The following is a 21,297-nucleotide window of genomic DNA, read 5'->3' on the forward strand; positions in this document are numbered from 1 at the left end:
CATGCTGTGACTGCTGACCCGCTGGCCGCGCTGATGGAGCTCCCCGGCGTCGGTGACGCCAGCGACCGCGCCCGCGAGGCGCTGGGGCAGGCGCACCGGCATCGGGCCAACCTGCGTGGCTGGCCGGTGACCGCTGCCGAGGCCGCGCTGCGCGGGGCCCGCGCCTCCTCGGTGCTCGACGGTGGCCCCACGCGACTGGAAGATTTGGTGGACGCGTCCGCTGGTTACCCCGTTGTCAATGATCCGGTCTTCGGGGGCGCGCTGCGAGTGGCGCAGGCGCTCGAAGGCGGCGCGGGGCCGTTGGTCGGCGTGTGGCAGAAGGCGCCGCTGCAGGCGCTGGCGCGTCTGCACATGCTGGCCGCCGCTGACCTGGCGGCCGACGGCGGGTTGGGCCGCCCGCGAGCCGACGCGGGCATCGGGCCTCGTCTGGAACTGCTTGCGGATCTGGTGACACGACCGACGCGAGCGTCGGCGCCCGTTATCGCCGCGGTCGCCCATGGAGAGCTGTTGACGCTGAGGCCGTTTGGCACCGCCGACGGCGTCGTCGCCCGCGGGGTGTCGCGGCTGGTGACCATTGCGACCGGACTGGATCCGCACGGACTCGGGGTGCCCGAGGTGAGTTGGATGCGACAGCCCGTTGGCTACCGCGATGCCGCGGATCGATTCGCCGAGGGCACGCCCGCCGGGCGGGCGGCCTGGTTGGTGCTGTGTTGCCGAGCGATGGAGGCCGGGGCGCAGGAGGCTCTGGCGATCGCAAACTCGGTGCCGCGTAGCTAGCCGTTGATAGCTGGCGTCCCGCATTTGCGTCGCAATCGCACCGAAATAGGAATTGTTCCAGAAATGCAATGCGGGCGGCGACCGAAAGGATTTTCGAGTCGCCGCCCGCCAACACGGATCTCGGTTACCAAGCGTGCATTTGTGGGCTGCGTGGGTTGGCCTCGGCGCTTTTGCGACCCTTCTGGCTGCAGCCCCACCCAAAGGGCCGTCGGTACCATCTGAATTGCGCAATTACGCAGGCCCGCAACACTTCTGCCATTATCGCGGCTATGACTCCGCGTGGGTTCCGGGGGCCGTGCTGGGTGCCCGGGTCGGGAGGACGAACCTTCTCTTCCGGTTCGACCTTGGCTTCACCGGGCTGCCGTGACTCCATTTCTACTACTGGAGCCTGGGCGCAGCAAGGCCTAATTCATGAAAGTTCTGCAACGACTTATTTTTCGGGCGCGCAAAACGTTTGCTCGAGAGGTAGCTGCTGGCGCCGGGACGTCGGTGCTAGAAAGCGAAGCGGCGCAGCAACAGGTAGCTGACCGCTCCGGCGGCCAGTGCGCTGATTCCGACCGCGGCGCTAGTGGCGATCGCGGCGCCCGACGGTGCCGGGAGGCGATCACGCAAAGACACTGGGCGAGAGAAGGACAACACCGGCCAACCCCGCTCCATGGCTTCCTTGCGCAAGCCGCGGTCGGGGTTGACCACCGAGGGGTGGCCGACGGCCTCGAGCATGGGCAGATCGGTGATCGAGTCGGAGTAGGCGTAGCAGTGTTCCAGCGGATAGCCCTCACGGGCGGCCAGCTCGCGAATCGCCTGAACCTTGCCTTCGCCGTAGCAATAGAAGGCGACCTCGCCGGTGTACTTACCGTCCGGCACGACCATCCGGGTCGCCATCGCGTGGTTGGCGCCCAACGCGCGGGCGATCGGGCCCACAATCTCCTCGCCGGAGGCGGAGACCACCACGACGTCACGTCCACACAGTTTGTGGCCGGCTATGAGGTCTGCGGCTTCGGCGAACACCAGCGGCGTCACGATGTCGTGCAGCGTCTCGTTGACTATCGACTTCACCTGTTCCGCGTCCCAGCCGGTGCACATGTTGGTCATGTGGGTGCGCATCCGGTCCATCTGGTCATGGTCGGCGCCGGAAAGCAGAAAGATGAACTGCGCATAGCTGGATTTGAGCACGGCTCGTCGGTTCATCAGGCCCTGCGCGAAGAAAGGTTTGCTGAACGCCAGCGTGCTGGATTTGGCGATGATCGTCTTGTCCAGGTCGAAAAACGCCGCGGTGCGGGCGCGCGCAGGAGGCTTTTCCGGTGACTGCGGTGAGTCTTGTTGCTGCGCGGCCGGGTCGGAGACGGTCACCAGACCAGCATAGGTGTGCGGTCTGTCGAGCCGTGATCGCGCCGTCCGCGACGGCGATTGACAATGAATGTTGTCGACGTGTTGCCCTTATTTGTACGGCTCAAGCCGTATTTTTCGATTTGCACCGATACTTGCGTTAATCCAGTCTGGCATGTGTATAGTAAGCATTACTCGGCCATGAGCCGAGGGTGCATCAGTCCGACCCCCCGGGGCTGAAGCACGACGACCTCCGCCTCCCCCCTGGCGGGGGTCGTCCCTTTTGTGGGGTAAAAAATTTTCGCCTCCGTCACTCCAATGCCTTGCGGCACCCGTTTTGGCGCCCTCCGGGGAGTTGCGGAGATTCTCGAAGTCCTGGTGGTCCGGGCCGGCTCGGAGCCGGGCGGCCCGCGCGATTGTGCACAGCTGCGTCTCTTTCCACAAATTCGCGATTGACCCTGGTGGGCACGGGCGCTCGGCCGGCACGGTAGCTGGGTGACCAAGCCACTTCATGCCGCGACCGACAGCGCCGGCGTGTTGTCGATGCTTGTCGACCCGAAGCTGCGTGACGAGCTGGATCGAGTCGCCGCGGCCGTGGGCGTTCGGATCGTCCATGGCGACGGTCGCAAACCGGTGACGCGAAAGGCATGGTCGGCCGCTGGCGCCGTGGTGCTCGATCCCGCGGCAGCGCGGGGTTTGAACCAAGCCGCCTTGCCCCGGCGCGCCCTCGTCTGCCTGCTGACCGGAGCTGAGGCCGGGACCGATACCTGGGTGACCGCCGTCGCGATCGGCGCCGGCGCCGTGTTGCAGATGCCCGAACAAGAGGGTGAATTGATCCGCGAACTCGCCGAAGCGGTCGAGGCAGCGCGGGACGAGGGTCTTGGCGGCGAGGTCGGCCAGGTGATTGCCGTCATCGGAGGCAGTGGCGGAGCGGGGGTTTCGTTGTTCGCGGCCGCCCTGGCCCAAAGTGCCGCCGATGCTCTGCTGGTTGACCTGGACCCCTGGGGTGGGGGCATCGATCTGCTGATGGGTTGCGAAAACCTCCCCGGCCTACGCTGGCCGGACCTGTCCTTGCAGGGCGGACGGTTGGCCTGGTCGGCCGTGCGCGATGGCCTGCCGCGGCACCGGGGGATAAGCCTGCTGTCGGGTACCCGGCGCGGCCAGGAGTTGGATTGCGGTGCGGTTGGCGCGCTCATCGACGCCGGTCGCCGCGGTGCAGTGACCGTGGTCTGTGATCTTCCCCGACGGCTGACCGACGCCGTGCAGGTCGCACTGGACCGCGCCGATCTCGTCGTGCTGGTCTGTCCCTGCGACGTACGCTCCTGCGCTGCCACCGCAACGATCGTTCCGGTGCTTGCCGCGATCAATCCCCACCGGGGACTGGTGGTGCGCGGGCCGTCGCCGGGCGGGTTGCGGGCGGCGGAGGTGGCCGATATTGCCGGGGTGCCTTTGCTTGCATCGATGCGAGTGCAGCCTCGGTTGGTCGAGCAACTCGAACACGGCGGACTGCGATTGCGGAGGCGATCGCCGCTGGCCGCCGCGGCCCGCCGGGTGCTCGCGCTACTGCCGAATTCGACGGCGGTACCGGGCGGTCGGGCCGCATGAACGGACCACTGATCGAACGTGTCCGTGAGCGGCTGACGACCGAACCCGGGCCGCTGAGACCCAGCGTGGTGGCGGCGGCGATCCGCGCCGAGTCTGGCGGGATGCTTGGCGACACGGAGGTGCTCGCCAATCTTCGGGTGCTGCAGACCGAGCTGACCGGTGCCGGCATTCTCGAGCCTCTGTTGTGTGCCGACGGCACCACGGACGTCCTTGTCATCGCGCCCGACGCGGTGTGGGTTGACGATGGAAACGGGCTGCGCCGCAGAGGGGTTCGATTCGCCGACGAGGCGGCGGTGCGGCGGCTGGCGCAACGGCTGGCGTTGGCGGCGGGACGCCGGCTCGATGACGCGCAACCCTGGGTGGACGGACATCTCGGTGGGATCGGTACCGGTGGACTGACGGTGCGGCTGCACGCCGTGCTGCCACCGGTGGCCGCCGCCGGCACCTGCCTGTCGCTGCGCGTGCTGCGGCCCACCACAGTGGATCTGGCGGCGCTCATCGCCGCCGGCGCGATCGCCGAGCAAGCCGCCGAGCTGGTCGGTGAAATCCTTGCCGCGCGTCTGGCATTCCTGGTGTGCGGGGGTACCGGTGCCGGAAAGACGACCCTGCTCGCCGCGATGTTGGGAGCCGTCGCCGGCTCGGAGCGGATCGTGTGCGTCGAAGACGCTGCGGAATTGGCTCCGAGGCACCCACACCTGGTCAAACTGGTGGCCCGCTGCGCGAATGTCGAAGGCGCCGGCAAAGTCACGCTGCGCCAACTCGTCCGCCAGGCGCTGCGGATGCGGCCCGACCGCATCGTCGTCGGCGAGGTTCGGGGAGCCGAAGTGGTGGACCTGCTCGCGGCGCTGAACACCGGACACGAGGGCGGCGCGGGCACCGTGCACGCCAACAGCCCCGGTGAGGTTCCGGCTCGGCTGGAGGCGCTGGGCGCCCTGGGGGGCTTGGACCGCGCGGCGCTGCACAGCCAGCTTGCCGCGGCGGTGCAGGTGCTGCTGCACGTCACCCGCGATCAGGGTGGGCGGCGCCGGCTCAGCGAGATTGCCGTTCTACACAGGGCCGAAGACGGTCTCGTTGCGGCGCTGACCGCGTGGCACGCGGACCGGGGCATGGCGCAAGACGGCGGCGCCGTGTTGCGCGGCCTGCTCAGCGGGCGGGGGACGCCATGACCGGTCTGGTGCTGGCCGCGCTGATGGTTGCGGCCGCGATCGCCGTGCTGTCGGTTCCGGTGCGGCGCCGGATCAGCGTCAACGATGTTCGTGGGCACTCGAATTGGCTATCCGCAACGCGATGGCTCGGCTGTCTGCTCGCCTGCGTGCTGGCGGGCGCCGTCCTGGTGATGCCACTGACAACCGTGCTTGCGGTCGCGGTGGTGGCGGGGACCGCGAGCCGGCGTCGTCGCCGGCGCCTGGTCCGTGCCCGCGGCGTGCGGGAGGGGTGGGCGTTGGAGGCGGCACTCGAGATTTTGGTCGGTGAGCTGCGCGTGGGTGCCCATCCGGTGCGCGCATTCGGCGTCGCCGCCGACGAAACCGATGGTCCGGTGGCTGCGGCCATGCGTGGTGTGGCGGCACACGCCCGATTGGGTGCTGACGTCACCGGTGGCCTGCGTGCGGCCGCCCGGCGGTCGGCCCTGCCCGCGCATTGGGAACGACTAGCCGTGTACTGGCAATTGGCCAGTGACCACGGTCTGGCCATCGCCACCCTGATGCGGGCCGCCCAACGTGATGTCGCGCAACGTCAACGATTTTCGGCAAAGGTTTCGGCGGGACTGGCCGGCGCCCGCGCCAGCGCGGGCATTCTGGCTGGGCTGCCGGTACTCGGGTTAGTGCTGGGGCAGCTCATCGGAGCCCAGCCGTTGGCCTTCTTGCTCGGCGGGCATCTGGGCGGCTGGCTGCTGGTGGTCGGCCTGGCCCTGGCGGCCGGTGGTCTGTGGTGGTCGGACCGGATCACCGACCGGGTGATGCCATGAGCAGGCCCCGATTGGCAGCGCGCCCATGAGCGTTGCCGCAATCTTGTTGGCCATGGCCCTATCGGTGGGGGGCCGGCGCGCGGTGGTGCGGGCACGGCCCAGCACGCCGTCGCACCCGGGTGCGCTTGGGGTGGAACAGCCAACCCGGCCAGCGCGTGGTGAGGATCCACTGGCGTTCGCATCGTGCCTGGATGTGTTCGCCACTTGTCTGGCCTCGGGCATGGCGGTGTCGGCCGCCGCCGCGGCGACCGCCCGATCGGCGCCACCGGGGCTCGCGCGGGTGCTGTCGCGCGCGGCCGAGTTGCTGATGTTGGGCGCCGACCCGTCCGTAGCCTGGTCGGCCACGCCGGAGTTGCCGCTGAGTTCGGTCGACGGCCACGTAGATGCGTTGCTGCGCTTGGCGCGGCGCTCGGCTTGCTCCGGTGCCGCACTCTCCGATGCTGTCGGCGAACTGGCCGCGCAGTCACGCCACGATGCGACGCACGCGGCCACGGCGGCCACCGAACGTGCCGGTGTGCTCATTGCCGGTCCCCTCGGGTTGTGTTTTCTACCGGCCTTCGTGTGTCTGGGCATTGTTCCGGTGCTGGCCGGGTTGGCCGCCAAGGTGCTGGATTCCGGTCTGCTGTGACGATCCGGGGAAGGGAAGATATTGATGAACAACATTTTTCGGGTGATGCTGGCTCGCCTGACACTTCTGGCGACCGACGACTCGGGCATGTCCACCGTCGAATATGCTTTGGGCACAATCGCAGCGGCCGCTTTCGGCGCCATCCTGTACACGGTTGTGACCGGAGATTCGGTCGTGTCCGCGTTGACCCGCATCATCACCCGGGCGCTGAGCACCAAGGTCTAGGTACCGATGCCGGGTTCAGCAGTGTTGAAGCGGCCCTGGCGATCGCCTCGCTGGTCGTGGTACTGGCGCTGTGTCTGGCCGGGATCTGTGCGTTGTCAATGCAATTGCGCTGCGTGGATGCCGCTCGCGAGGCGGCCCGGTTGGCCGCGCGTGGCGACACTGGCACGGCCCTGCGGGTCGCTCGAGCGATTGCGCCGCCGGCCGCGCGGGTTCGGCTGCGAAGAGACGGTGAGCTGGTGCTCGTCTCGGTGGTTGCACGTTCAAAGCTATTGCCGGAATTGGCTATATCCGCTGAGGCGGTCGCCGTCGCAGAGCCGGGATGACCGCGGTTCGGCTACCTTGCTCGCGGCCTCGATGATTGCCGTCTTGCTGTGCATTGCCGGCACCGGTGTGTACCTGGGTGCGGCGATGGTGGCCCGGCACCGGGCTCAGACGTCGGCGGATCTTGCCGCACTGGCCGGCGCGGCACGGCTAAGCTCCGGTGCGGCGCAGGCCTGCGCGCGTGCAGCGGCGGTGGCCCGGGCGATGCGGGTCGGTGACGTCGGATGTGTGGTGCGTGAGCTTGACGTGGTCGTCACGGTCGAGGTGCCGATCGGCATTGCGGGCGCCGCGCGCGCGGTTGCCAGGGCCGGGCCGATCGATACGCCAGAGCGGGCCCACTCAATTCATCGACAGTGAAATCGGGTCTACTCTGCGGCCGCCGGAAGGCCGGCCTCGGCGAGTTCTTCCTCGCTGGGCAATCGCAGCGAAATCAGTCCGGCGAACGTCTCCGGTTCGAGTTCGATTCGGTTGACCGTGACGTGGACCGGCACCCATTCGTCAGCACCGCGCCCGGGTAGCCGTAGCACCGCGCTGGCCGCCCCTTTCGCGAATTTATCTGTCATGGAAGTGATCACAGGCCTGTCGTCGGGATGAACCCGCGGCCCGTCTTCCTCGCTTCGCCTCCAGTCGTAGAAGGAGCACGGCTCATCGAGCCACTTGAGCAGCGACCAATTGTTCAGGTCAACCAGTGCGCGGTGAACTCCGACTTGCGCAAGTCCGTTCAGTATCCGCCGGGCCAGATCGTCGATCGGCACCACCGGTTCTTTCTGCTCGGCCCGCCAATTGATCGCTCGTGCGACCAGGTGTTCACGGCCGTCTGGGCCCTCTTCCAGGGCGCTGTGTACGGCAAATCCGATTCGGATCGGCTTCCCGCGCCAGTCGGTTAGATCCCATGTGCTGCACAAAGTTTGACCTGGCTCCGGTTTGACGACCATGGCCAGGAACTTGGTCTCGTTCGGGTTGAGCTCCCGGGACGGCAGATCTTCGGCGAAGGCCCGGCCGTAGGTGACTTCGAGGTCCGGATTCTTGCCGCTGTTGGCCAACGACTCCCGGGTGTCGGTTGCCACTCCCAGGGTCAGATTCCACTTGAGGGGGCCTGGCGTTGGCCGTTCGGGCGGCTCCTCGTTGGCGGGACCGGTCCACACGTGCACACCATGAATGCGGCCGTCTGACATCACGACTGGTTCGGTGCGGATCACCCGGTCACTCTTGGGAGTGATGCTGGTCAGGCTCTGCCCAGTCTGTAGCGATTCGGCGATCGCGGTGCGAACTGCGGAAAGGTAGGGGCTGCGGCGCAGGAACTTGGTGATCGGAACGAGACTTTTGAGTTGACGCCCCTGCGCCACCACCGCGGGTTCGTCCCCCAGGGTCTCCACGAGCAGCCAGTCGTGGGTCATAGGCGCAGTCTACTGTTCGCTAGAGGCGGCCACGAGTCGGTGGGTATCCAACGATATTGGAATCCCGTTGCCGCACAGCGCATACCTGCTGACATATCCGGGCAAACGCCACCACGCTGTCCCGGTTGCCCCCGGACGTGCCCAGCCGGCCTTTGACCAGCGCGAAACTGCAACGTATGCCGCTACCCGGCAATGCAACTCGCCGATGCTGAGCGGCTCGTTGGCCGCGGCGCCGCACGGCCGCAACGAAGGAAGCCGCTGCGCGTGGTGATTTGCGCGCCTAGTGACATCCGGGTAGTTTTCTGCTGCACCCGCACCGTCGGGGGTGTGAGCGGATTGTGTACGTCCAGCCGTTCGCTGCACGGGATGATGGCTCATCATCCAGATCGGTGGAGGTCGACCGTCGAGGGGTCGGTCGCCGTCCGCCGGGTGTGCAAGATGACTCGCGAACAGCCGGTATGCCAGTCCTGCCTGGCCGGGCCCCGGTGTTCCTAGAGTAAATCGTCACCGACTTGCGACAGCACCAGTCGCAGTACCTGCATGGCGCCCGCCTTGTCGAGGGGATCGTTGCCGTTGCCGCATTTGGGGGACTGCACGCAGGACGGGCATCCGCTCGGGCATTCGCAGGCCTCGATCGCCGACGCAGTGGCTCCCAGCCAGGTGCGCGCCCGTCGAAAGCCGCGTTCGGCGAATCCCGCCCCACCCGGATAGCCGTCATAGACGAAGACACTGGGCAGTCCTTCGGGCCCGATAGCGGTGGAAATGCCGCCGATGTCGCCGCGGTCGCAGCTGGCCACCAGTGGCAGCAGCCCGATCGCCGCATGCTCGGCGGCGTGCAGCGAACCGGGAATCGCGACGGCGTCGACACCATTTCGCAACAGCTCTTCTGCGGTGATGGTGTACATGACCGCGGTCGTGGGCAGCACGTGTTCGGGCATATCCAGCTCGACGAAATCGATCACCTCACCGGAAAGCCGGCGCCGTAGGTAGCCCACCACCTGGTGGGTGACGGTCACCGGCGCCAAGCCGACGGTGACGGGCCCGAACTCCAAGCGCTCGCCGGATCCGGTTACCGCGATGTCGGTGAGCTCGCGCGCAAAGGTCGCATAGCCGGGATCGGCGGCGTGGACGAAGGCGAGCCCTTCTTCGGTGTCCAGGGAGTCGACGACGTAGCTTTCGCCCTGATGCAGATAAACGGCACCCGGATGCACCGATACCGGCGCCTGATCGGCTCCGACGTTGCCCAATAGCCGGCCGGTGTCGGCCTCCACGATGACGACCTGCCCACCGATGGAACCCCGGATGTCCACCGCGGCGTGCGGTTGCACCCCCGGTGCCGGAAAGTACTTGTCGCCGCGCCGGCGCAGCAGACCGTCATCGACGAGCGTTTCGACCACCTCGACGGCGCGAAGCTCGTGGACTTCTACCGCATCGAGCGGAAGTTCTGTTGCCGCGCAGAGCAACTGTGGCCCCAGCAAGTAGGGATTGCCGGGATCTATCACCACCCGCTCCACCGGCTTGTCCAGGAGCGCCGCGGGATGGTGCACCAGATACGTGTCGAGCGGATCATCGCGCGCGATCAACACCACCAGCGCACCCTGGCCACGCCGGCCGGACCGCCCCGCCTGCTGCCAGAAGGATGCGACGGTTGCGGGGAATCCGGCCAGCACCACCGCATCCAGCCCGGCGATGTCGACGCCCAACTCCAGCGCATTGGTGGTGGCCAGACCGCGCAGCCGGCCCTCCGTCAATGCGTGTTCGAGACAGTTGCGGTCCTCGGGCAGATAACCGGCCCGATACGACGCCACCGTGTGCGACAACTGGGGCGCAATGTCTTGCAGCCGCGCCTGCGCGCCCAGCGCGGTGAGCTCAGCGGCCCGCCGTGACCGGACGAAGGTCAAGGTCTGCGCTCCCTCGACGATCAGATCGGCCATCACTCGCGCCGCCTCGGTGCCGGCGGAGCGCCGCACCGGGGCGCCGTTTTCGCCGGTCAGGTCGGTCCGCAGCGCGGGTTCCCACAGTGCCACGGTGCGGGCCCCCTGGGGCGACCCATCCTCGGTGACCTCCGCAACCGGCTGGCCGATCAATTCGGCGGCGGTGGCACCCGGTGAGTCCGTCGTCGCGCTGGCGAAGATGACCGTCGGGTGCGCCGAGTAGCGTGCGCACAATCGCAGCAGACGGCGTAGCACCATTGCCACATTCGAGCCGAAAACACCCCGATAGTAATGACATTCGTCGACGATCAGATATCGAAGATTTCGCAACAGGACCGCCCAGCGGGCATGGTTGCGCAATATCGACAGATGGATCATGTCCGGGTTGGAGAACAACCATCGGGAACGCTCGCGGGCAAAGCGGCGCACTTCATCGGAACTGTCGCCGTCATAAGCCGTGGGCGCGACATCCCTAAGTCGTTCAACGTTGGTAACCAGCGCCTGCGCGGTGCGCAACTGGTCGTGGCCCAGCGCTTTGGTCGGCGACAGATATAACACCCGGGCGCGGGGGTCGGCCGCCAGCGCCGCGAGGACGGGAAGTTGATAGGCCAGCGACTTGCCGGACGCGGTACCTGTGCTCACCACCACGTGACGGCCGTCATGGGCCAACTCCGCGGCCGTGGACTGGTGTGACCAGGGGGCGGTGATGCCACGTTGGGTGAAGGTGCGCACGACGTCTGGCTCGGCCCATTGCGGCCAGGCGCTCGGCTGACCCGCACGCGGCGGCAGCTCGGCGACATGGTGTAAAGGATGTTCTCCGGTCGGGGTACCGGCGAGCGCGACGGCAAGCAATTCGCGCCCGAAACTTATCATTTGCAAACCCTTCACAATTCATCGACGACAACGGGCTGTCGCCGACGCCATGAACATGATTGACTAATCGCGGTCGTAGCTTCTGTGTTCGTGTCAAACTTTCGCAGGATCGACGTTGCGGCCGCGGTTCCTGCGAGGTTATCGGTCGGGTGAAGTTCCGGCGACTCTGCGAGGTATGGCGGTCGCGGCTTGGCCCGGGGCACCGAGAGGCGGTGCACCGCACCCAGAAGAAAAGGAAAGATCGAGAGATGCCACAGGGAACTGTGAAGTGGTTCAACGCGGAGAAGGGGTTCGGCTTCATCGCCCCCGAGGATGGCTCCGCGGATGTTTTTGTCCACTACACGGAGATCCAGGGTTCGGGCTTCCGCACCCTTGAAGAGAACCAGAAGGTCGAGTTTGAGATCGGCCACAGCCCTAAGGGCCCCCAGGCCACCGGAGTCCGCTCGGTCTGATCCGAGCAGATTCTGACGAATCCCCCCGACGTGATCCCGCTGAGCGGGTCCGGCGGGGGGGTTTTCGTTTCTGCCGTGAGCGCCTTGGTCGCCGCGCCGGACGGGGAGAACCCGCGGACCGGGTTACTGGCCTACTGTCGGTGGCGTGAGTCAGCTGTCCTTCTTTGCCGCGGAGTCGGTGCCGCCCGCGGTCGAGGACCTATCCGGAGTGTTGGCAGCATCCGGCCAGGTCGTGATGGTTGGTGCTGGTGCGCGGCTGTCGGTGGTGGTCGGGGAGTCCTGGCGAGCCGAAGCTCTCGCCGAGATGATGCGGGAGGCGGGCCTGGTGCCTGAGATCACCCACACCGACGAGGACACGCCGCTGGTGCGTACCGCCGTAGACCCCAGATTGCGCGCAATCGCCGCGGAGTGGACCCGTGGTGCGGTCAAGACGGTTCCGCCGCGATGGCTGCCAGGTCCGCGAGAGCTGCGCGCCTGGGCGCTGGCCGCCGGCAGTCCCGAGGCCGACCGATATCTGCTGGGGCTTGATCCGCACGCACCCGATACACATTCGCCGTTGGCGTCGGCTCTGATGCGAGTGGGCATTGCACCCACTTTGATCGGCACCCGAGGGGGCCACCCGGCGCTGCGGATAAGCGGGCGACGAAGGCTATCGCGCCTGGTAGAGAACGTGGGGGAACCCCCGCCCGGTGCCGAAGCGTTGGCTCAATGGCCCCGGGGCTAGGCGCCTGTGGACCCCGGTTTTCCGGGGAGCTGAATTGCAGCCAGTTTGCGCAGGCCCGCCTTAGGGTGCGAAATTGTCTGTTGCCCGCAGGTGGGAATGTCGGGCTATTGGATTTCGCCTGAAATTCAGCAGCCGGCCTGGCACCCTTCTGCAAGGGTGGCCCCGCCAGCGGGGCTGGGATGAGAGATGGAGCGTAACCGCAGTTGGCTGACCCGAAAACGAAGGGCCCTGGAAGCCGTAGCAGCGGTGGAAATGGGAGCGGCCGGCGACTTGTCATAGTCGAGTCGCCCACCAAGGCGCGCAAACTTGCTGGTTACCTGGGGCCCAGGTACATAGTCGAATCCTCGCGTGGCCACATCCGCGACCTGCCGCGGGCCGCCGCGGATGTGCCCGCCAAGTTCAAGTCCGAGCCGTGGGCGCGCCTCGGCGTCAATGTCGACGCGGACTTCGAACCGCTCTACATCATCAGCCCGGAGAAGAAGAGCGCAGTCAGCGAGCTCAAAGACCTGCTCAAAGACGTCGACGAGCTCTACCTGGCCACTGATGGTGACCGCGAGGGCGAGGCGATCGCCTGGCACTTGCTGGAAACCCTCAAACCGCGCGTGCCGGTCAAACGGATGGTCTTCCACGAGATCACCGAACCGGCCATCCTCGAAGCCGCGGAAAACCCCCGTGACCTGGACATGGACCTCGTCGATGCGCAGGAGACCCGGCGCATCCTGGACCGGCTGTACGGCTACGAGGTCAGTCCGGTGCTGTGGAAAAAGGTCGCGCCCAAGCTGTCGGCCGGCCGGGTGCAGTCGGTGGCCACACGGATGATCGTGCAGCGAGAGCGCGACCGGATGGCGTTCCGCAGCGCGTCCTACTGGGACATCGTCGCCACGCTGGACGCCAGCGTGTCCGACCCGAAGGCCGCGCCGCCCACCTTTGTCGCCCGACTGACCAGTGTGGACGGCTTGCGGGTGGCCACCGGTCGCGATTTCGACTCGCTGGGCACGTTGCGCAAGGCCGACGAGGTCACCGTGCTCGACGAGGCCCGGGCGGCCGCGCTGGCCACCGGCCTACACGGCGCGCAGCTGAGCGTGGCCTCGGTCGAGGAAAAGCCCTACAGCCGCCGTCCGTACCCACCGTTTATGACCTCGACGCTGCAGCAGGAGGCCGGCCGCAAGTTGCGGTTTTCCGGTGAGCGGACGATGAGCATCGCTCAGCGGCTCTACGAAAACGGTTACATCACCTACATGCGAACCGACTCGACGACCCTGTCGGAGTCGGCGATCAACGCCGCGCGCACCCAGGCGCGCCAGCTCTACGGCGAAGAGTATGTGGCCTCATCTCCGCGCCAGTACACCCGCAAGGTGAAGAACGCGCAGGAGGCGCACGAGGCCATCCGCCCCGCGGGTGAGACGTTCGCAACCCCCGACGCCGTGCGTCGTGAACTCGACGGCGACGAATTCCGGCTCTACGAGCTGATCTGGCAGCGCACGGTGGCCTCCCAGATGGCGGATGCCCGCGGCACCACGCTGAGCCTGCGGATCGGTGGTAGCGCGGGTGAGCAGCAGGTGGTGTTCTCGGCGAGCGGTCGCACCCTGACCTTCCCCGGGTTCCTCAAGGCCTATGTGGAGACGGTGGACGAACTGGTCGGTGGCGAGGCCGATGACGCCGAGCGGCGCCTGCCGAATCTGACGCCGGGCCAGCGGCTCGACGCGGTCGAGCTGACCCCGGACGGGCACACCACCAACCCGCCTGCCCGCTACACCGAGGCCTCGCTGGTCAAGGCCTTCGAGGAGCTGGGAATCGGACGCCCGTCCACCTACACCCCGATCATCAAGACGATCCAGGACCGCGGCTACGTACACAAGAAGGGCAGCGCCCTGGTGCCGTCGTGGGTGGCGTTCGCGGTCACCGGATTATTGGAGCAACATTTCGGGCACCTCGTCGACTACGGCTTCACCGCGGCGATGGAAGACGAGCTCGATGCCATCGCATCTGGTCAGGAGCGGCGCACCGACTGGCTCAACAACTTCTACTTCGGTGGCGACCACGGCGTGTCTGATTCGGTGGCGCGCGCCGGGGGGCTCAAGAAGCTCGTCGGTGTCAACCTCGAAGGCATTGATGCGCGAAAAGTCAACTCCATCAAGCTGTTTGACGATGAGCAGGGGAGTCCCATCTACGTTCGGGTGGGCAAGAATGGTCCCTACCTGGAACGCACCATAACCGGTGAAGACGGTGAGCCGACCCCGCAGCGCGCCAACCTCAATGACTCGCTGACACCCGACGAGCTGACCCTGGTGCTGGCCGAAGAGCTATTCGCCACGCCGCAGGAAGGTCGCGTGCTGGGCATCGACCCGGAATCCGGCCACGAGATCGTCGCCAAGGACGGGCGCTACGGGCCGTATGTGACCGAGATTCTTCCCGAACCTCCCGCACCCGAAGCCGGGACCGAGGCCCCCGCCAAGAAGAGCAAGAAGGCCACCGGGCCCAAACCCCGCAGCGGTTCGCTGCTGCGCAGCATGGACCTGCAGACGATCACCCTCGAGGACGCGCTCAAGCTGCTCTCGCTGCCGCGCGTGGTGGGCACGGATCCCGCTTCCGGCGAAGAGATCACCGCGCAGAACGGGCGCTATGGGTCATATCTGAAGCGCGGCACCGATTCTCGCTCGCTGGCCACCGAAGACCAGATTTTCTCCATCACCCTTGACGAAGCGCTCAAGATCTACGCCGAACCCAAGCGTTCTGGCCGGCAGAGCGCTTCGGCTCCGCCGCTTCGTGAGCTGGGGACCGATGCCGCGTCGGGCAAGCCGATGGTGATCAAGGACGGGCGGTTCGGTCCGTACGTCACCGACGGTGAAACCAATGCCAGTCTGCGCAAGGGCGACGAGGTCGCGTCGATCACCGACGAGCGGGCCTCGGAATTGCTGGCTGACCGCCGGGCCCGAGGGCCGGTGAAGCGAGCCGCCAAGAAGACCACCCGCAAATCGCCGGCGAAAAAGGCCGTCAAACGCGCGTGACCGGGGCCGGTTAGCTACCGCTTTTGGTGGAGACCTGTTGGGCTACAGCGAGGTTCAGCGGGCGGGCCAGCTGGGTCGGTGTGGTCCGTCCGCGTAGTTCGACGACTTCGGCGGCGTCCCAGCACAAGGCTTCGGCGTCTAGCGCCCCGCTGATCGCGATCGCCGAGGCCAGCACGTGGCCTTCCTCGAGCTTGGCCAGCTCGGTGAGTCGGGCGGCCTCATTGACCGGGTCGCCGATCACGGTGTATTCGAAGCGGGCCTGCGCGCCGATGTGGCCGGCGATGGCCCTGCCGGCCGACACCCCGATGCCGAACTCCGCAGATCCCAGCACCGGAATGAGTTCGTCGTGCAACTCGCGCGCGGCGCGCAGCGCGGCGCCGGCGCCGTCGGGGTGTTCGATCGGTGCGCCGAAAATCGCCAGGGCGGCATCGCCCTGGAACTTGTTGACGAATCCGCCGTGGCGCGCGACGGTGTCGACCACCACCCGGAAGAATTCGTTGAGCAGGCCGACCACCTCGACCGGTGGTCGGGTCGCCGCCAGCTGGGTCGAGCCCACCAGGTCGACGAACAGCACCGCGACATCGCGTTCCTGCCCGCCAAGCTCGGTACCGCGTTCGATGGCGCGCCGGGCCACGTCCTCGCCGACATATCGACCGAACAGGTCGCGCAGGCGTTGCCGCTCGGACAGGTCGCGGACCATGTCGTTGAACCCGGCCTGCAGCAGGCCCAGCTCGCTGGCGTCGTAGATCTGCATGTGCGCGTTGTAGTTGCCGCGCTGCACCTCCGACAGCGCCCAACGCAGCTGGCGCAGCGGATCGGCGATCGACATGGACACCAGCAGCGTGCTGGCCGAACCGATCGCCAACGCTGCCAGCGCGAGCAGCAGGATGGGATTGAACAGCTTGTCCGGGGTGGCGTGCAGAATCGCCATCTTGTCGGCCACCACGGCCAGCACGATCGCCAACAGCGGTACCGCGGTGGACAGCACCCAGGCCAGCATCAACCGCAAGATGACCCCGGGCGACCGCAAGTTCTCCGGTACCCCACTGCGTAGCGCGGCCACCGCGACCGGCCGCAGCACCCGCTCAGACTGCAGGTAGCCGATGATCGCGGTGGCGATGGCGCCCAGGGCGGTGGCAATCGCCACCACGGGCGCCGCATAGCGAGCCACCGACCAGCTGGCGACGATGAAGATCACGCTGCCGATCGCCCACGAACCGACGCTGATCAAGGTGCGATAGAACGGCATGCGCAGCACCCGGCTGCGGGCCAGCTCGGTGGCGGACGGGTCGGCCGCCGCAACCAGATTGTCGCGGCGCTGCCACCGGAAGACCGGCACCAGCAGCTTGAGGTTCAATGCGAACCCGGCGAGGAACAAGGTAATCACGGAGGTGAGGAAGATCGCCAGATTCAGTGGTGGTAGATCCTGCAGCTGGATGCGATCGTTGGGTGGCAAGCCATAGCGCAGAAAGCCCAGAACGAATAGGCCGCCGATGATGTCGGCCTGCAACATACTCAGCGAAAACACCGGCCACGGAGTGCGCACTACCCACCGGGCGAACCCGTTGATCCGCCCGGGCAGGGTTGCCACGGTAGCCACCAGCCCACCGTATCCGGATGGGGGGACTCGCCGGAAACCTACGTGGGACTCGGCAAGTCGTTACCGAGTCGACTCGAGACGGGAAAGATAACGGAAATGTCGCGAAACGGTAGCCAATCGGTATCTGTCGGCGGGGGCTAATAGTGTCCACGGTGATGTCTGGGGTATTCGCGCGGCTGGTAGGCCAGGGGGCGGTGGAATCGGAGCTGCTCGCGGCCGCGAGGTCAGCTCGCAGTGATTCGACTCACAGTTCGGGGTTTGACGGGGATATGACACATGCGTGGCTGATCACCGGGCCCCCGGGCTCGGGGCGGTCAATCGCCGCATTGTGCTTCGCCGCGGCGCTGCAGTGCACGTCAGACGGCGATCCGGGGTGCGGACGTTGTCGGTCCTGTTTGACCACCATGGCGGGGACTCACGCGGACGTGCGGCGGGTGATTCCCGAAGGCCTCTCTATCGGAGTTGACGACATGCGCGCGATCGTGCAGATCGCATCGCGCCGCCCAACCACCGGGCGCCATCAGATCGTGCTGATCGAAGACGCCGATCGGTTGACCGAAGGTGCGGCCAATGCCCTGCTCAAGGTGGTCGAGGAGCCGCCCGCATCGACGGTGTTTCTGTTGTGCGCACCATCGGTGGATCCCGAGGACATCGCGGTCACGTTGCGGTCCCGGTGTCGCCATGTCGCGCTGGTGACGCCGCCGACCACCGCGATTGCCCAGGTACTGATCGACAACGATGGGTTGGCGGCCGAGACGGCGAATTGGGCGGCTTCGGTCAGCGGTGGCCATGTGGGCCGGGCGCGGCGGCTGGCCACCGACCCGGAGGCGCGGCAGCGACGCGAGCGAGCGTTGGGGCTGGTTCGTGACGCCGCGACGCCGGCGCGGGCCTACGCCGCGGCCGAGGAGTTGGTCGCCGCCGCCGAGGCCGAGGCGCTGGCGCTGACTTCCGATCGCGCCGAGGCCGAAACCGAGGAGCTGCGTACCGCACTGGGGGCTGGTGGCACCGGGAAAGGGACTGCCGGCACGATGCGTGGCTCCGCCGGCGCGATCAAGGACCTGGAACGGCGGCAGAAGTCCCGCCACACCCGGGCCGCGCGCGATGCGCTGGACCGGGCCCTGATCGACCTGGCCACCTATTTTCGGGATGCGCTGCTGGTTTCGGCGAAGGCCGACCAGCCGCGGGCCAACCATCCGGACATGGCTGACCGGGTCGCTGCGCTGGCCGCACACGCGACTCCGGAGCGGCTGTTGCGTTGCATCGAGGCCGTGCTGAACTGCCGTGAAGCGCTGTCGATCAACGTAAAGCCAAAATTTGCGGTTGACGCCATGGTGGCAGCCATTGGGCAACAACTGCAGTAGCGGGGGGCCGGTCGGTCGATCCGGACTTGGGCGGACCTGCCCGCCTGCCGTAGACTCGTGCCGCCCGGAATGAGGGCACGCCGCCTTAGCTCAGTCGGTAGAGCGATTCACTCGTAATGAATAGGTCAGGAGTTCGATTCTCCTAGGCGGCTCCACCTGTACAGGTCAGGCTGGGTAATTACCCTGCCTGTTCGTGTTCGACGGCTTGAAGGGCGCGGATAGGGCGCGAATACTCATCTAGGCGGCGGTGTAGTCGGGCACCGGCACGGACTGCTCGACGTAGTGCCGCCGGGTGATTTCGCTGCTGCTGTGTCCGGCCTGCCGGGCCGAGGCTTCCAGCCCTATCGCGCGCTCTACCGCGGTGACGACGGGCTTGTGGATCGAGTGCGGCACAACCTACTTGAAGTCCTCGCCGCGGATCGCCCGCCAGCGGGTGCGGATATTGGCCTCTGGCTGGTGCGTGCCTCGGCGGGGCGTGCTCTCGCAGCGTCGCGGCTCCGAACTCCGGGGTCGTGACGGTGTAGGGCTCGCCGCCGGCCTTGTGCCCGGTGGGATTTCTTGTCGAGTCGGTTACCGATGTACACGGTGACGGGACCGTCACCGTCGAGGCCGTGGATGTCGTCCCAGGTGAGTGCGAGCACTTCGCCGATGCGGGCGCCGGTGGCCAGCAGTACGTCGAAGATGCGCAGCCGGTCATACCCGCGCGCGGGTCCGCGATTCGATCGACCGCTCTGCCATGCAGCGATCCTCCGCCGCATCTCCACGGCGTCGTCGGGGGTGGGGGCGCGCGGTTTGGTCGCTGACCGTGGTGGTGTGTACGCGGGCGTCGACGGGGGAGTAGCCGAGCGCAGGTACCGGTCGACCCGTTGTGTGGTGAGTTCACGCAGTCGGACGGTCCGCAGGGCTGGGATGAGCAGCTTGCCGATTACCCCGGCGTAGGCGTCGAACGTGTCCTCGGTTTTGCGCGGCCCGGCGCCGTTGGTGTGGGCCGGAGCAGTGTCGGCCCGGTACGTGTTGCGGGACGCCGTCGATTACATGGCCAACGAGACATGATGTTCGTACATCAGCGGTGGAGAACCGTGCTGTGTTTCCTTGATGGGCAAGCCTCTCTGCAATGTCAGCGCTGTCGACTATGCTGGTCAGACCCGTAAAATCAGATGAGGTGTTTGTCCAGGTGACCGAGTTGCAGAAGGCGAAGCGGCGCATCAGGACTGTCAGGGCAACCCGCCGCAACACCGAGCTGGAGGGCACCCGCAGCACCGCCGCTACCCGTGCCGATCAGGACGACTACGCCCGCGGCAAGATTACGGCAGCCGAGTTAGGTGAGCGCGTCCGCCGCCGGTACAACATCCAGTAACCGGGCCTGGAGTGCCGCATCCATGGGACACCGGCGATCACGAACGGAACTGGCAGGGCTACTTCATCCCCGGTACTTCCGTCTTACGGAACCGGGTCGGCGCCCGAACGCATGCCGAACTGCGTGACGCCGAGAACGACCTCGTTGAGGCCCGGGTGATCGAACTCCGCGAGGAACCCAATCTGCTGGGCGACCGCACCTACGATCTTGCATACCTGCGGGCGATTCACCGCCAGCTGTTCCAGGACGTTTACGTCTGGGCGGGAGACCTGCGGACAGTCGGCATCGAGAAGGAAGACGAGTCTTTCTGCCCGCCGGGTAGCATCAGTCGGCCCATGGAGCATGTCGCCGCGGAGATCCACCATCTCGACCGGCTCAGAGCGATCGACGACGGCGATCTCGCTGGCAAGGTCGCATACCTATACGACCACGTGAACTATGCCCACCCGTTCCGCGAGGGCAACGGCCGCTCCACCCGCGAGTTCTTCGATCTCCTGTTGTCCGAACGCGGTTCTGGCTTCGACTGGGGGAAGACTGACCTGGAAGAGTTGTACGGCGCTTGTCACGCAGCGCGCGCCCACTCTGATCTCACAGGCATGGTCGCGATGTTCACGAAGATCCTCGACGCCGAACCCGCTTACGACTTCTGATCGCACTGTACCTCCTGCTGTCAGCTGGTAACGGTGCGTGTTCAATCGGTGCGAGTTGGTCGGCGGCCCGCCGGGGAGTGGCTCCTGGGTGGGAATGACCTGTTCGACTACTTCCTTGGGCCACGGTTCGAAGCCTTTCCAAAGACTTCCCACCTGGTTGGGGATGGTGTCAGACTTCCTCATGGCCACCGACAAGACGGGGTTGGTGCTCCTGCACGGCGGGGCTGGGTCGGGCAGGGCATGGCAAGACGTGGTACCCGTCGTTTCGAGATATCACCAGGTGCATGCGCCGACGGCTCCCGGCCACCGAGGCGGACCCCCAGTGCAGAGGCGGCCAGCGACCGCGGCGGATGAGCGCTACCTCGACGAGCAAGGACTTAAACGCCCGCATCTGGTCGGCCATTCGATGGGCGGCTATTTGGCGATCGAATTGGCTCGGCGCGGCCGCGCAGCAACAGTGTGTGTGTTTGCGCCAGGTGGCTTCTGGGCGTCGGGTGACGGGCTGCGAGAAAGGACGCTGTCACGAGCGCTGGGAGGCGCCGGAATCGCTCGCCTGATGCGACCCATCATGCCGCTGGTGTTGAAGTCGCCGAGGGTCCGCCGACTTATGTTCCAGGATGGCGCGTGCCACGGCGATCGGATAAGCGCGCACCGGGGTGTTGAGATCTTTGACGACTTCCTCGGATGCACGGTCGCCAACGAAGTATTCTCAACCGACGAGGAGCAGATTGCCCCTTTGGACCCGTTGCCCTGCCCCGTCACGGTGGCGTGGTCGGAGAAAGACGAAATTGTTCCCGTCACGTCTTACGGCCCTCGTGCGCGTGCGCGCCTGCCGCAGGCGACGTTCGTAACTCTGCCTGATGTTGGGCATGACCCTATGGTCGACGATCCCGAACTAGTCGCACGGACGATTCTGAGCGTGACGACAGCGAATGCACCCCAGGTGTAACGCCGCAACAACAGTGGCGGCCAACGGGCGGCTTCCGGTTCCGCGACACTTCAGGCGCTGCGCATCGGCCAGTGCCCGTCTCGAAGGAAGCCGTGAAGTACAAGATCGGCCTTGTCTTGACTCTGGCAGGTATGGCAAGTCCTA

The 21,297-nt window shown here is 66.6% G+C and carries 20 protein-coding genes, 1 tRNA gene and 1 pseudogene; 17 read left to right on the forward strand and 5 right to left on the reverse strand.

What is annotated here, in order from left to right:
• Window positions 1–6 precede the first annotated feature (6 nt).
• Window positions 7–777 carry a hypothetical protein gene (locus tag MPSD_RS01615; protein ID WP_020785223.1) on the forward strand — a complete coding sequence of 257 codons (771 nt, stop codon included), beginning with the start codon at window positions 7–9 and terminating at the stop codon, window positions 775–777.
• Between the two features lie 492 nt (window positions 778–1,269).
• On the opposite strand, the gene MPSD_RS01625 is transcribed toward MPSD_RS01615, so the two are convergent.
• Entirely contained in the window at window positions 1,270–2,127 is an 858-nt protein-coding gene (locus MPSD_RS01625; RefSeq protein WP_020785222.1) for an HAD-IB family hydrolase, read from the reverse strand.
• Between the two features lie 519 nt (window positions 2,128–2,646).
• Between MPSD_RS01625 and ssd the strand changes: the two genes are divergently transcribed.
• Genes ssd through MPSD_RS01660 form a run of 7 tightly spaced genes read left to right on the forward strand, consistent with a single transcriptional unit; the run spans window position 2,647 to window position 7,205 of the window.
• Window positions 2,647–3,708 (forward strand): septum site-determining protein Ssd, encoded by a 1,062-nt coding sequence (gene ssd / locus MPSD_RS01630; protein ID WP_086084805.1) that lies wholly within the window; start codon window positions 2,647–2,649, stop codon window positions 3,706–3,708.
• Window positions 3,705–4,874, forward strand: a complete 1,170-nt coding sequence (locus tag MPSD_RS01635; RefSeq protein WP_020785220.1) for a TadA family conjugal transfer-associated ATPase — start codon at window positions 3,705–3,707, stop codon at window positions 4,872–4,874. Before ssd ends, MPSD_RS01635 begins: the two co-directional genes overlap by 4 nt.
• Window positions 4,871–5,674, forward strand: coding sequence for a type II secretion system F family protein (locus MPSD_RS01640; protein ID WP_020785219.1), 804 nt, complete (start codon window positions 4,871–4,873; stop codon window positions 5,672–5,674). Before MPSD_RS01635 ends, MPSD_RS01640 begins: the two co-directional genes overlap by 4 nt.
• A gap of 25 nt (window positions 5,675–5,699) precedes the next feature.
• On the forward strand, window positions 5,700–6,302 hold the full coding sequence (locus MPSD_RS01645; RefSeq protein WP_020785218.1) for a type II secretion system F family protein: 603 nt from the start codon (window positions 5,700–5,702) through the stop codon (window positions 6,300–6,302).
• Between the two features lie 24 nt (window positions 6,303–6,326).
• Entirely contained in the window at window positions 6,327–6,527 is a 201-nt protein-coding gene (locus MPSD_RS01650; protein ID WP_011741860.1) for a DUF4244 domain-containing protein, read from the forward strand.
• 35 nt (window positions 6,528–6,562) lie between these two features.
• Entirely contained in the window at window positions 6,563–6,850 is a 288-nt protein-coding gene (locus MPSD_RS28700) for a TadE family type IV pilus minor pilin (protein WP_272890170.1), read from the forward strand.
• A 31-nt stretch (window positions 6,851–6,881) separates the two neighbouring features.
• Window positions 6,882–7,205: an Rv3654c family TadE-like protein gene (locus MPSD_RS01660; protein WP_020726834.1), complete on the forward strand. Its 324-nt coding sequence runs from the start codon at window positions 6,882–6,884 to the stop codon at window positions 7,203–7,205.
• Between the two features lie 8 nt (window positions 7,206–7,213).
• On the opposite strand, the gene MPSD_RS01665 is transcribed toward MPSD_RS01660, so the two are convergent.
• Together MPSD_RS01665 and MPSD_RS01675 are read right to left on the reverse strand one after the other, a co-directional pair.
• Window positions 7,214–8,245 (reverse strand): PAS domain-containing protein, encoded by a 1,032-nt coding sequence (locus tag MPSD_RS01665; RefSeq protein ID WP_011741858.1) that lies wholly within the window; start codon window positions 8,243–8,245, stop codon window positions 7,214–7,216.
• A gap of 491 nt (window positions 8,246–8,736) precedes the next feature.
• The gene (locus MPSD_RS01675; protein ID WP_086084797.1) at window positions 8,737–11,052 is read right to left on the reverse strand and encodes a DEAD/DEAH box helicase; all 2,316 of its coding nucleotides are present in this window, start codon (window positions 11,050–11,052) and stop codon (window positions 8,737–8,739) included.
• A 248-nt stretch (window positions 11,053–11,300) separates the two neighbouring features.
• On the opposite strand from MPSD_RS01675, the gene cspA reads away from it, so the two are divergent.
• The 3 genes from cspA (at window position 11,301) to topA (ending at window position 15,236) form a co-directional block, all read left to right on the forward strand.
• On the forward strand, window positions 11,301–11,504 hold the full coding sequence (cspA, locus tag MPSD_RS01680; protein ID WP_007166602.1) for a cold shock protein CspA: 204 nt from the start codon (window positions 11,301–11,303) through the stop codon (window positions 11,502–11,504).
• Between the two features lie 145 nt (window positions 11,505–11,649).
• Window positions 11,650–12,228, forward strand: a complete 579-nt coding sequence (locus MPSD_RS01685) for a hypothetical protein (RefSeq protein ID WP_011741857.1) — start codon at window positions 11,650–11,652, stop codon at window positions 12,226–12,228.
• 203 nt (window positions 12,229–12,431) lie between these two features.
• Window positions 12,432–15,236, forward strand: a complete 2,805-nt coding sequence (gene topA, locus MPSD_RS01690; RefSeq protein ID WP_086084796.1) for a type I DNA topoisomerase — start codon at window positions 12,432–12,434, stop codon at window positions 15,234–15,236.
• Between the two features lie 10 nt (window positions 15,237–15,246).
• Here the strand turns inward: topA and MPSD_RS01695 are convergent, their stop codons facing one another.
• Window positions 15,247–16,836, reverse strand: coding sequence for an adenylate/guanylate cyclase domain-containing protein (locus tag MPSD_RS01695; protein WP_086084795.1), 1,590 nt, complete (start codon window positions 16,834–16,836; stop codon window positions 15,247–15,249).
• Between the two features lie 155 nt (window positions 16,837–16,991).
• Between MPSD_RS01695 and MPSD_RS01700 the strand changes: the two genes are divergently transcribed.
• Together MPSD_RS01700 and MPSD_RS01705 are read left to right on the forward strand one after the other, a co-directional pair.
• Window positions 16,992–18,197, forward strand: coding sequence for a DNA polymerase III subunit delta' (locus MPSD_RS01700; protein WP_036427007.1), 1,206 nt, complete (start codon window positions 16,992–16,994; stop codon window positions 18,195–18,197).
• A 79-nt stretch (window positions 18,198–18,276) separates the two neighbouring features.
• A tRNA-Thr gene (locus MPSD_RS01705) sits at window positions 18,277–18,352 on the forward strand.
• A 10-nt stretch (window positions 18,353–18,362) separates the two neighbouring features.
• On the opposite strand, the pseudogene MPSD_RS27955 reads toward MPSD_RS01705, so the two are convergent.
• Window positions 18,363–18,578: pseudogene (locus MPSD_RS27955) on the reverse strand (hypothetical protein).
• 167 nt (window positions 18,579–18,745) lie between these two features.
• Between MPSD_RS27955 and MPSD_RS01710 the strand changes: the two are divergent.
• The 4 genes from MPSD_RS01710 (at window position 18,746) to MPSD_RS01725 (ending at window position 21,153) form a co-directional block, all read left to right on the forward strand.
• Window positions 18,746–19,000 carry a hypothetical protein gene (locus tag MPSD_RS01710; protein ID WP_011741852.1) on the forward strand — a complete coding sequence of 85 codons (255 nt, stop codon included), beginning with the start codon at window positions 18,746–18,748 and terminating at the stop codon, window positions 18,998–19,000.
• A gap of 359 nt (window positions 19,001–19,359) precedes the next feature.
• The gene (locus MPSD_RS01715) at window positions 19,360–19,554 is read left to right on the forward strand and encodes an antitoxin VbhA family protein (RefSeq protein WP_036427006.1); all 195 of its coding nucleotides are present in this window, start codon (window positions 19,360–19,362) and stop codon (window positions 19,552–19,554) included.
• Between the two features lie 11 nt (window positions 19,555–19,565).
• The gene (locus MPSD_RS01720; RefSeq protein WP_015357480.1) at window positions 19,566–20,204 is read left to right on the forward strand and encodes a Fic/DOC family protein; all 639 of its coding nucleotides are present in this window, start codon (window positions 19,566–19,568) and stop codon (window positions 20,202–20,204) included.
• 181 nt (window positions 20,205–20,385) lie between these two features.
• A complete protein-coding gene (locus MPSD_RS01725) occupies window positions 20,386–21,153 on the forward strand; it encodes an alpha/beta fold hydrolase (protein WP_232022723.1) in 768 nt (255 codons plus the stop codon).
• Window positions 21,154–21,297: the final 144 nt, after the last annotated feature.

The sequence above is a fragment of the Mycobacterium pseudoshottsii JCM 15466 genome, from assembly GCF_003584745.1.
GTDB lineage: Bacteria > Actinomycetota > Actinomycetes > Mycobacteriales > Mycobacteriaceae > Mycobacterium > Mycobacterium marinum.

Bases quoted from the DNA above. Each gene is read 5' to 3' on its own strand.
- ssd (WP_086084805.1), top strand. From the start codon at position 2,647: ATGCTTGTCGACCCGAAGCTGCGTGACGAGCTGGATCGAGTCGCCGCG.
- MPSD_RS01635 (WP_020785220.1), top strand. From the start codon at position 3,705: ATGAACGGACCACTGATCGAACGTGTCCGTGAGCGGCTGACGACCGAA.
- MPSD_RS01640 (WP_020785219.1), top strand. From the start codon at position 4,871: ATGACCGGTCTGGTGCTGGCCGCGCTGATGGTTGCGGCCGCGATCGCC.
- MPSD_RS01645 (WP_020785218.1), top strand. From the start codon at position 5,700: ATGAGCGTTGCCGCAATCTTGTTGGCCATGGCCCTATCGGTGGGGGGC.
- MPSD_RS01650 (WP_011741860.1), top strand. From the start codon at position 6,327: ATGAACAACATTTTTCGGGTGATGCTGGCTCGCCTGACACTTCTGGCG.
- MPSD_RS01660 (WP_020726834.1), top strand. From the start codon at position 6,882: ATGATTGCCGTCTTGCTGTGCATTGCCGGCACCGGTGTGTACCTGGGT.
- MPSD_RS01665 (WP_011741858.1), bottom strand. From the start codon at position 8,245: ATGACCCACGACTGGCTGCTCGTGGAGACCCTGGGGGACGAACCCGCG.
- MPSD_RS01675 (WP_086084797.1), bottom strand. From the start codon at position 11,052: ATGATAAGTTTCGGGCGCGAATTGCTTGCCGTCGCGCTCGCCGGTACC.
- cspA (WP_007166602.1), top strand. From the start codon at position 11,301: ATGCCACAGGGAACTGTGAAGTGGTTCAACGCGGAGAAGGGGTTCGGC.
- MPSD_RS01700 (WP_036427007.1), top strand. From the start codon at position 16,992: ATGTCTGGGGTATTCGCGCGGCTGGTAGGCCAGGGGGCGGTGGAATCG.
- MPSD_RS01725 (WP_232022723.1), top strand. From the start codon at position 20,386: ATGGCCACCGACAAGACGGGGTTGGTGCTCCTGCACGGCGGGGCTGGG.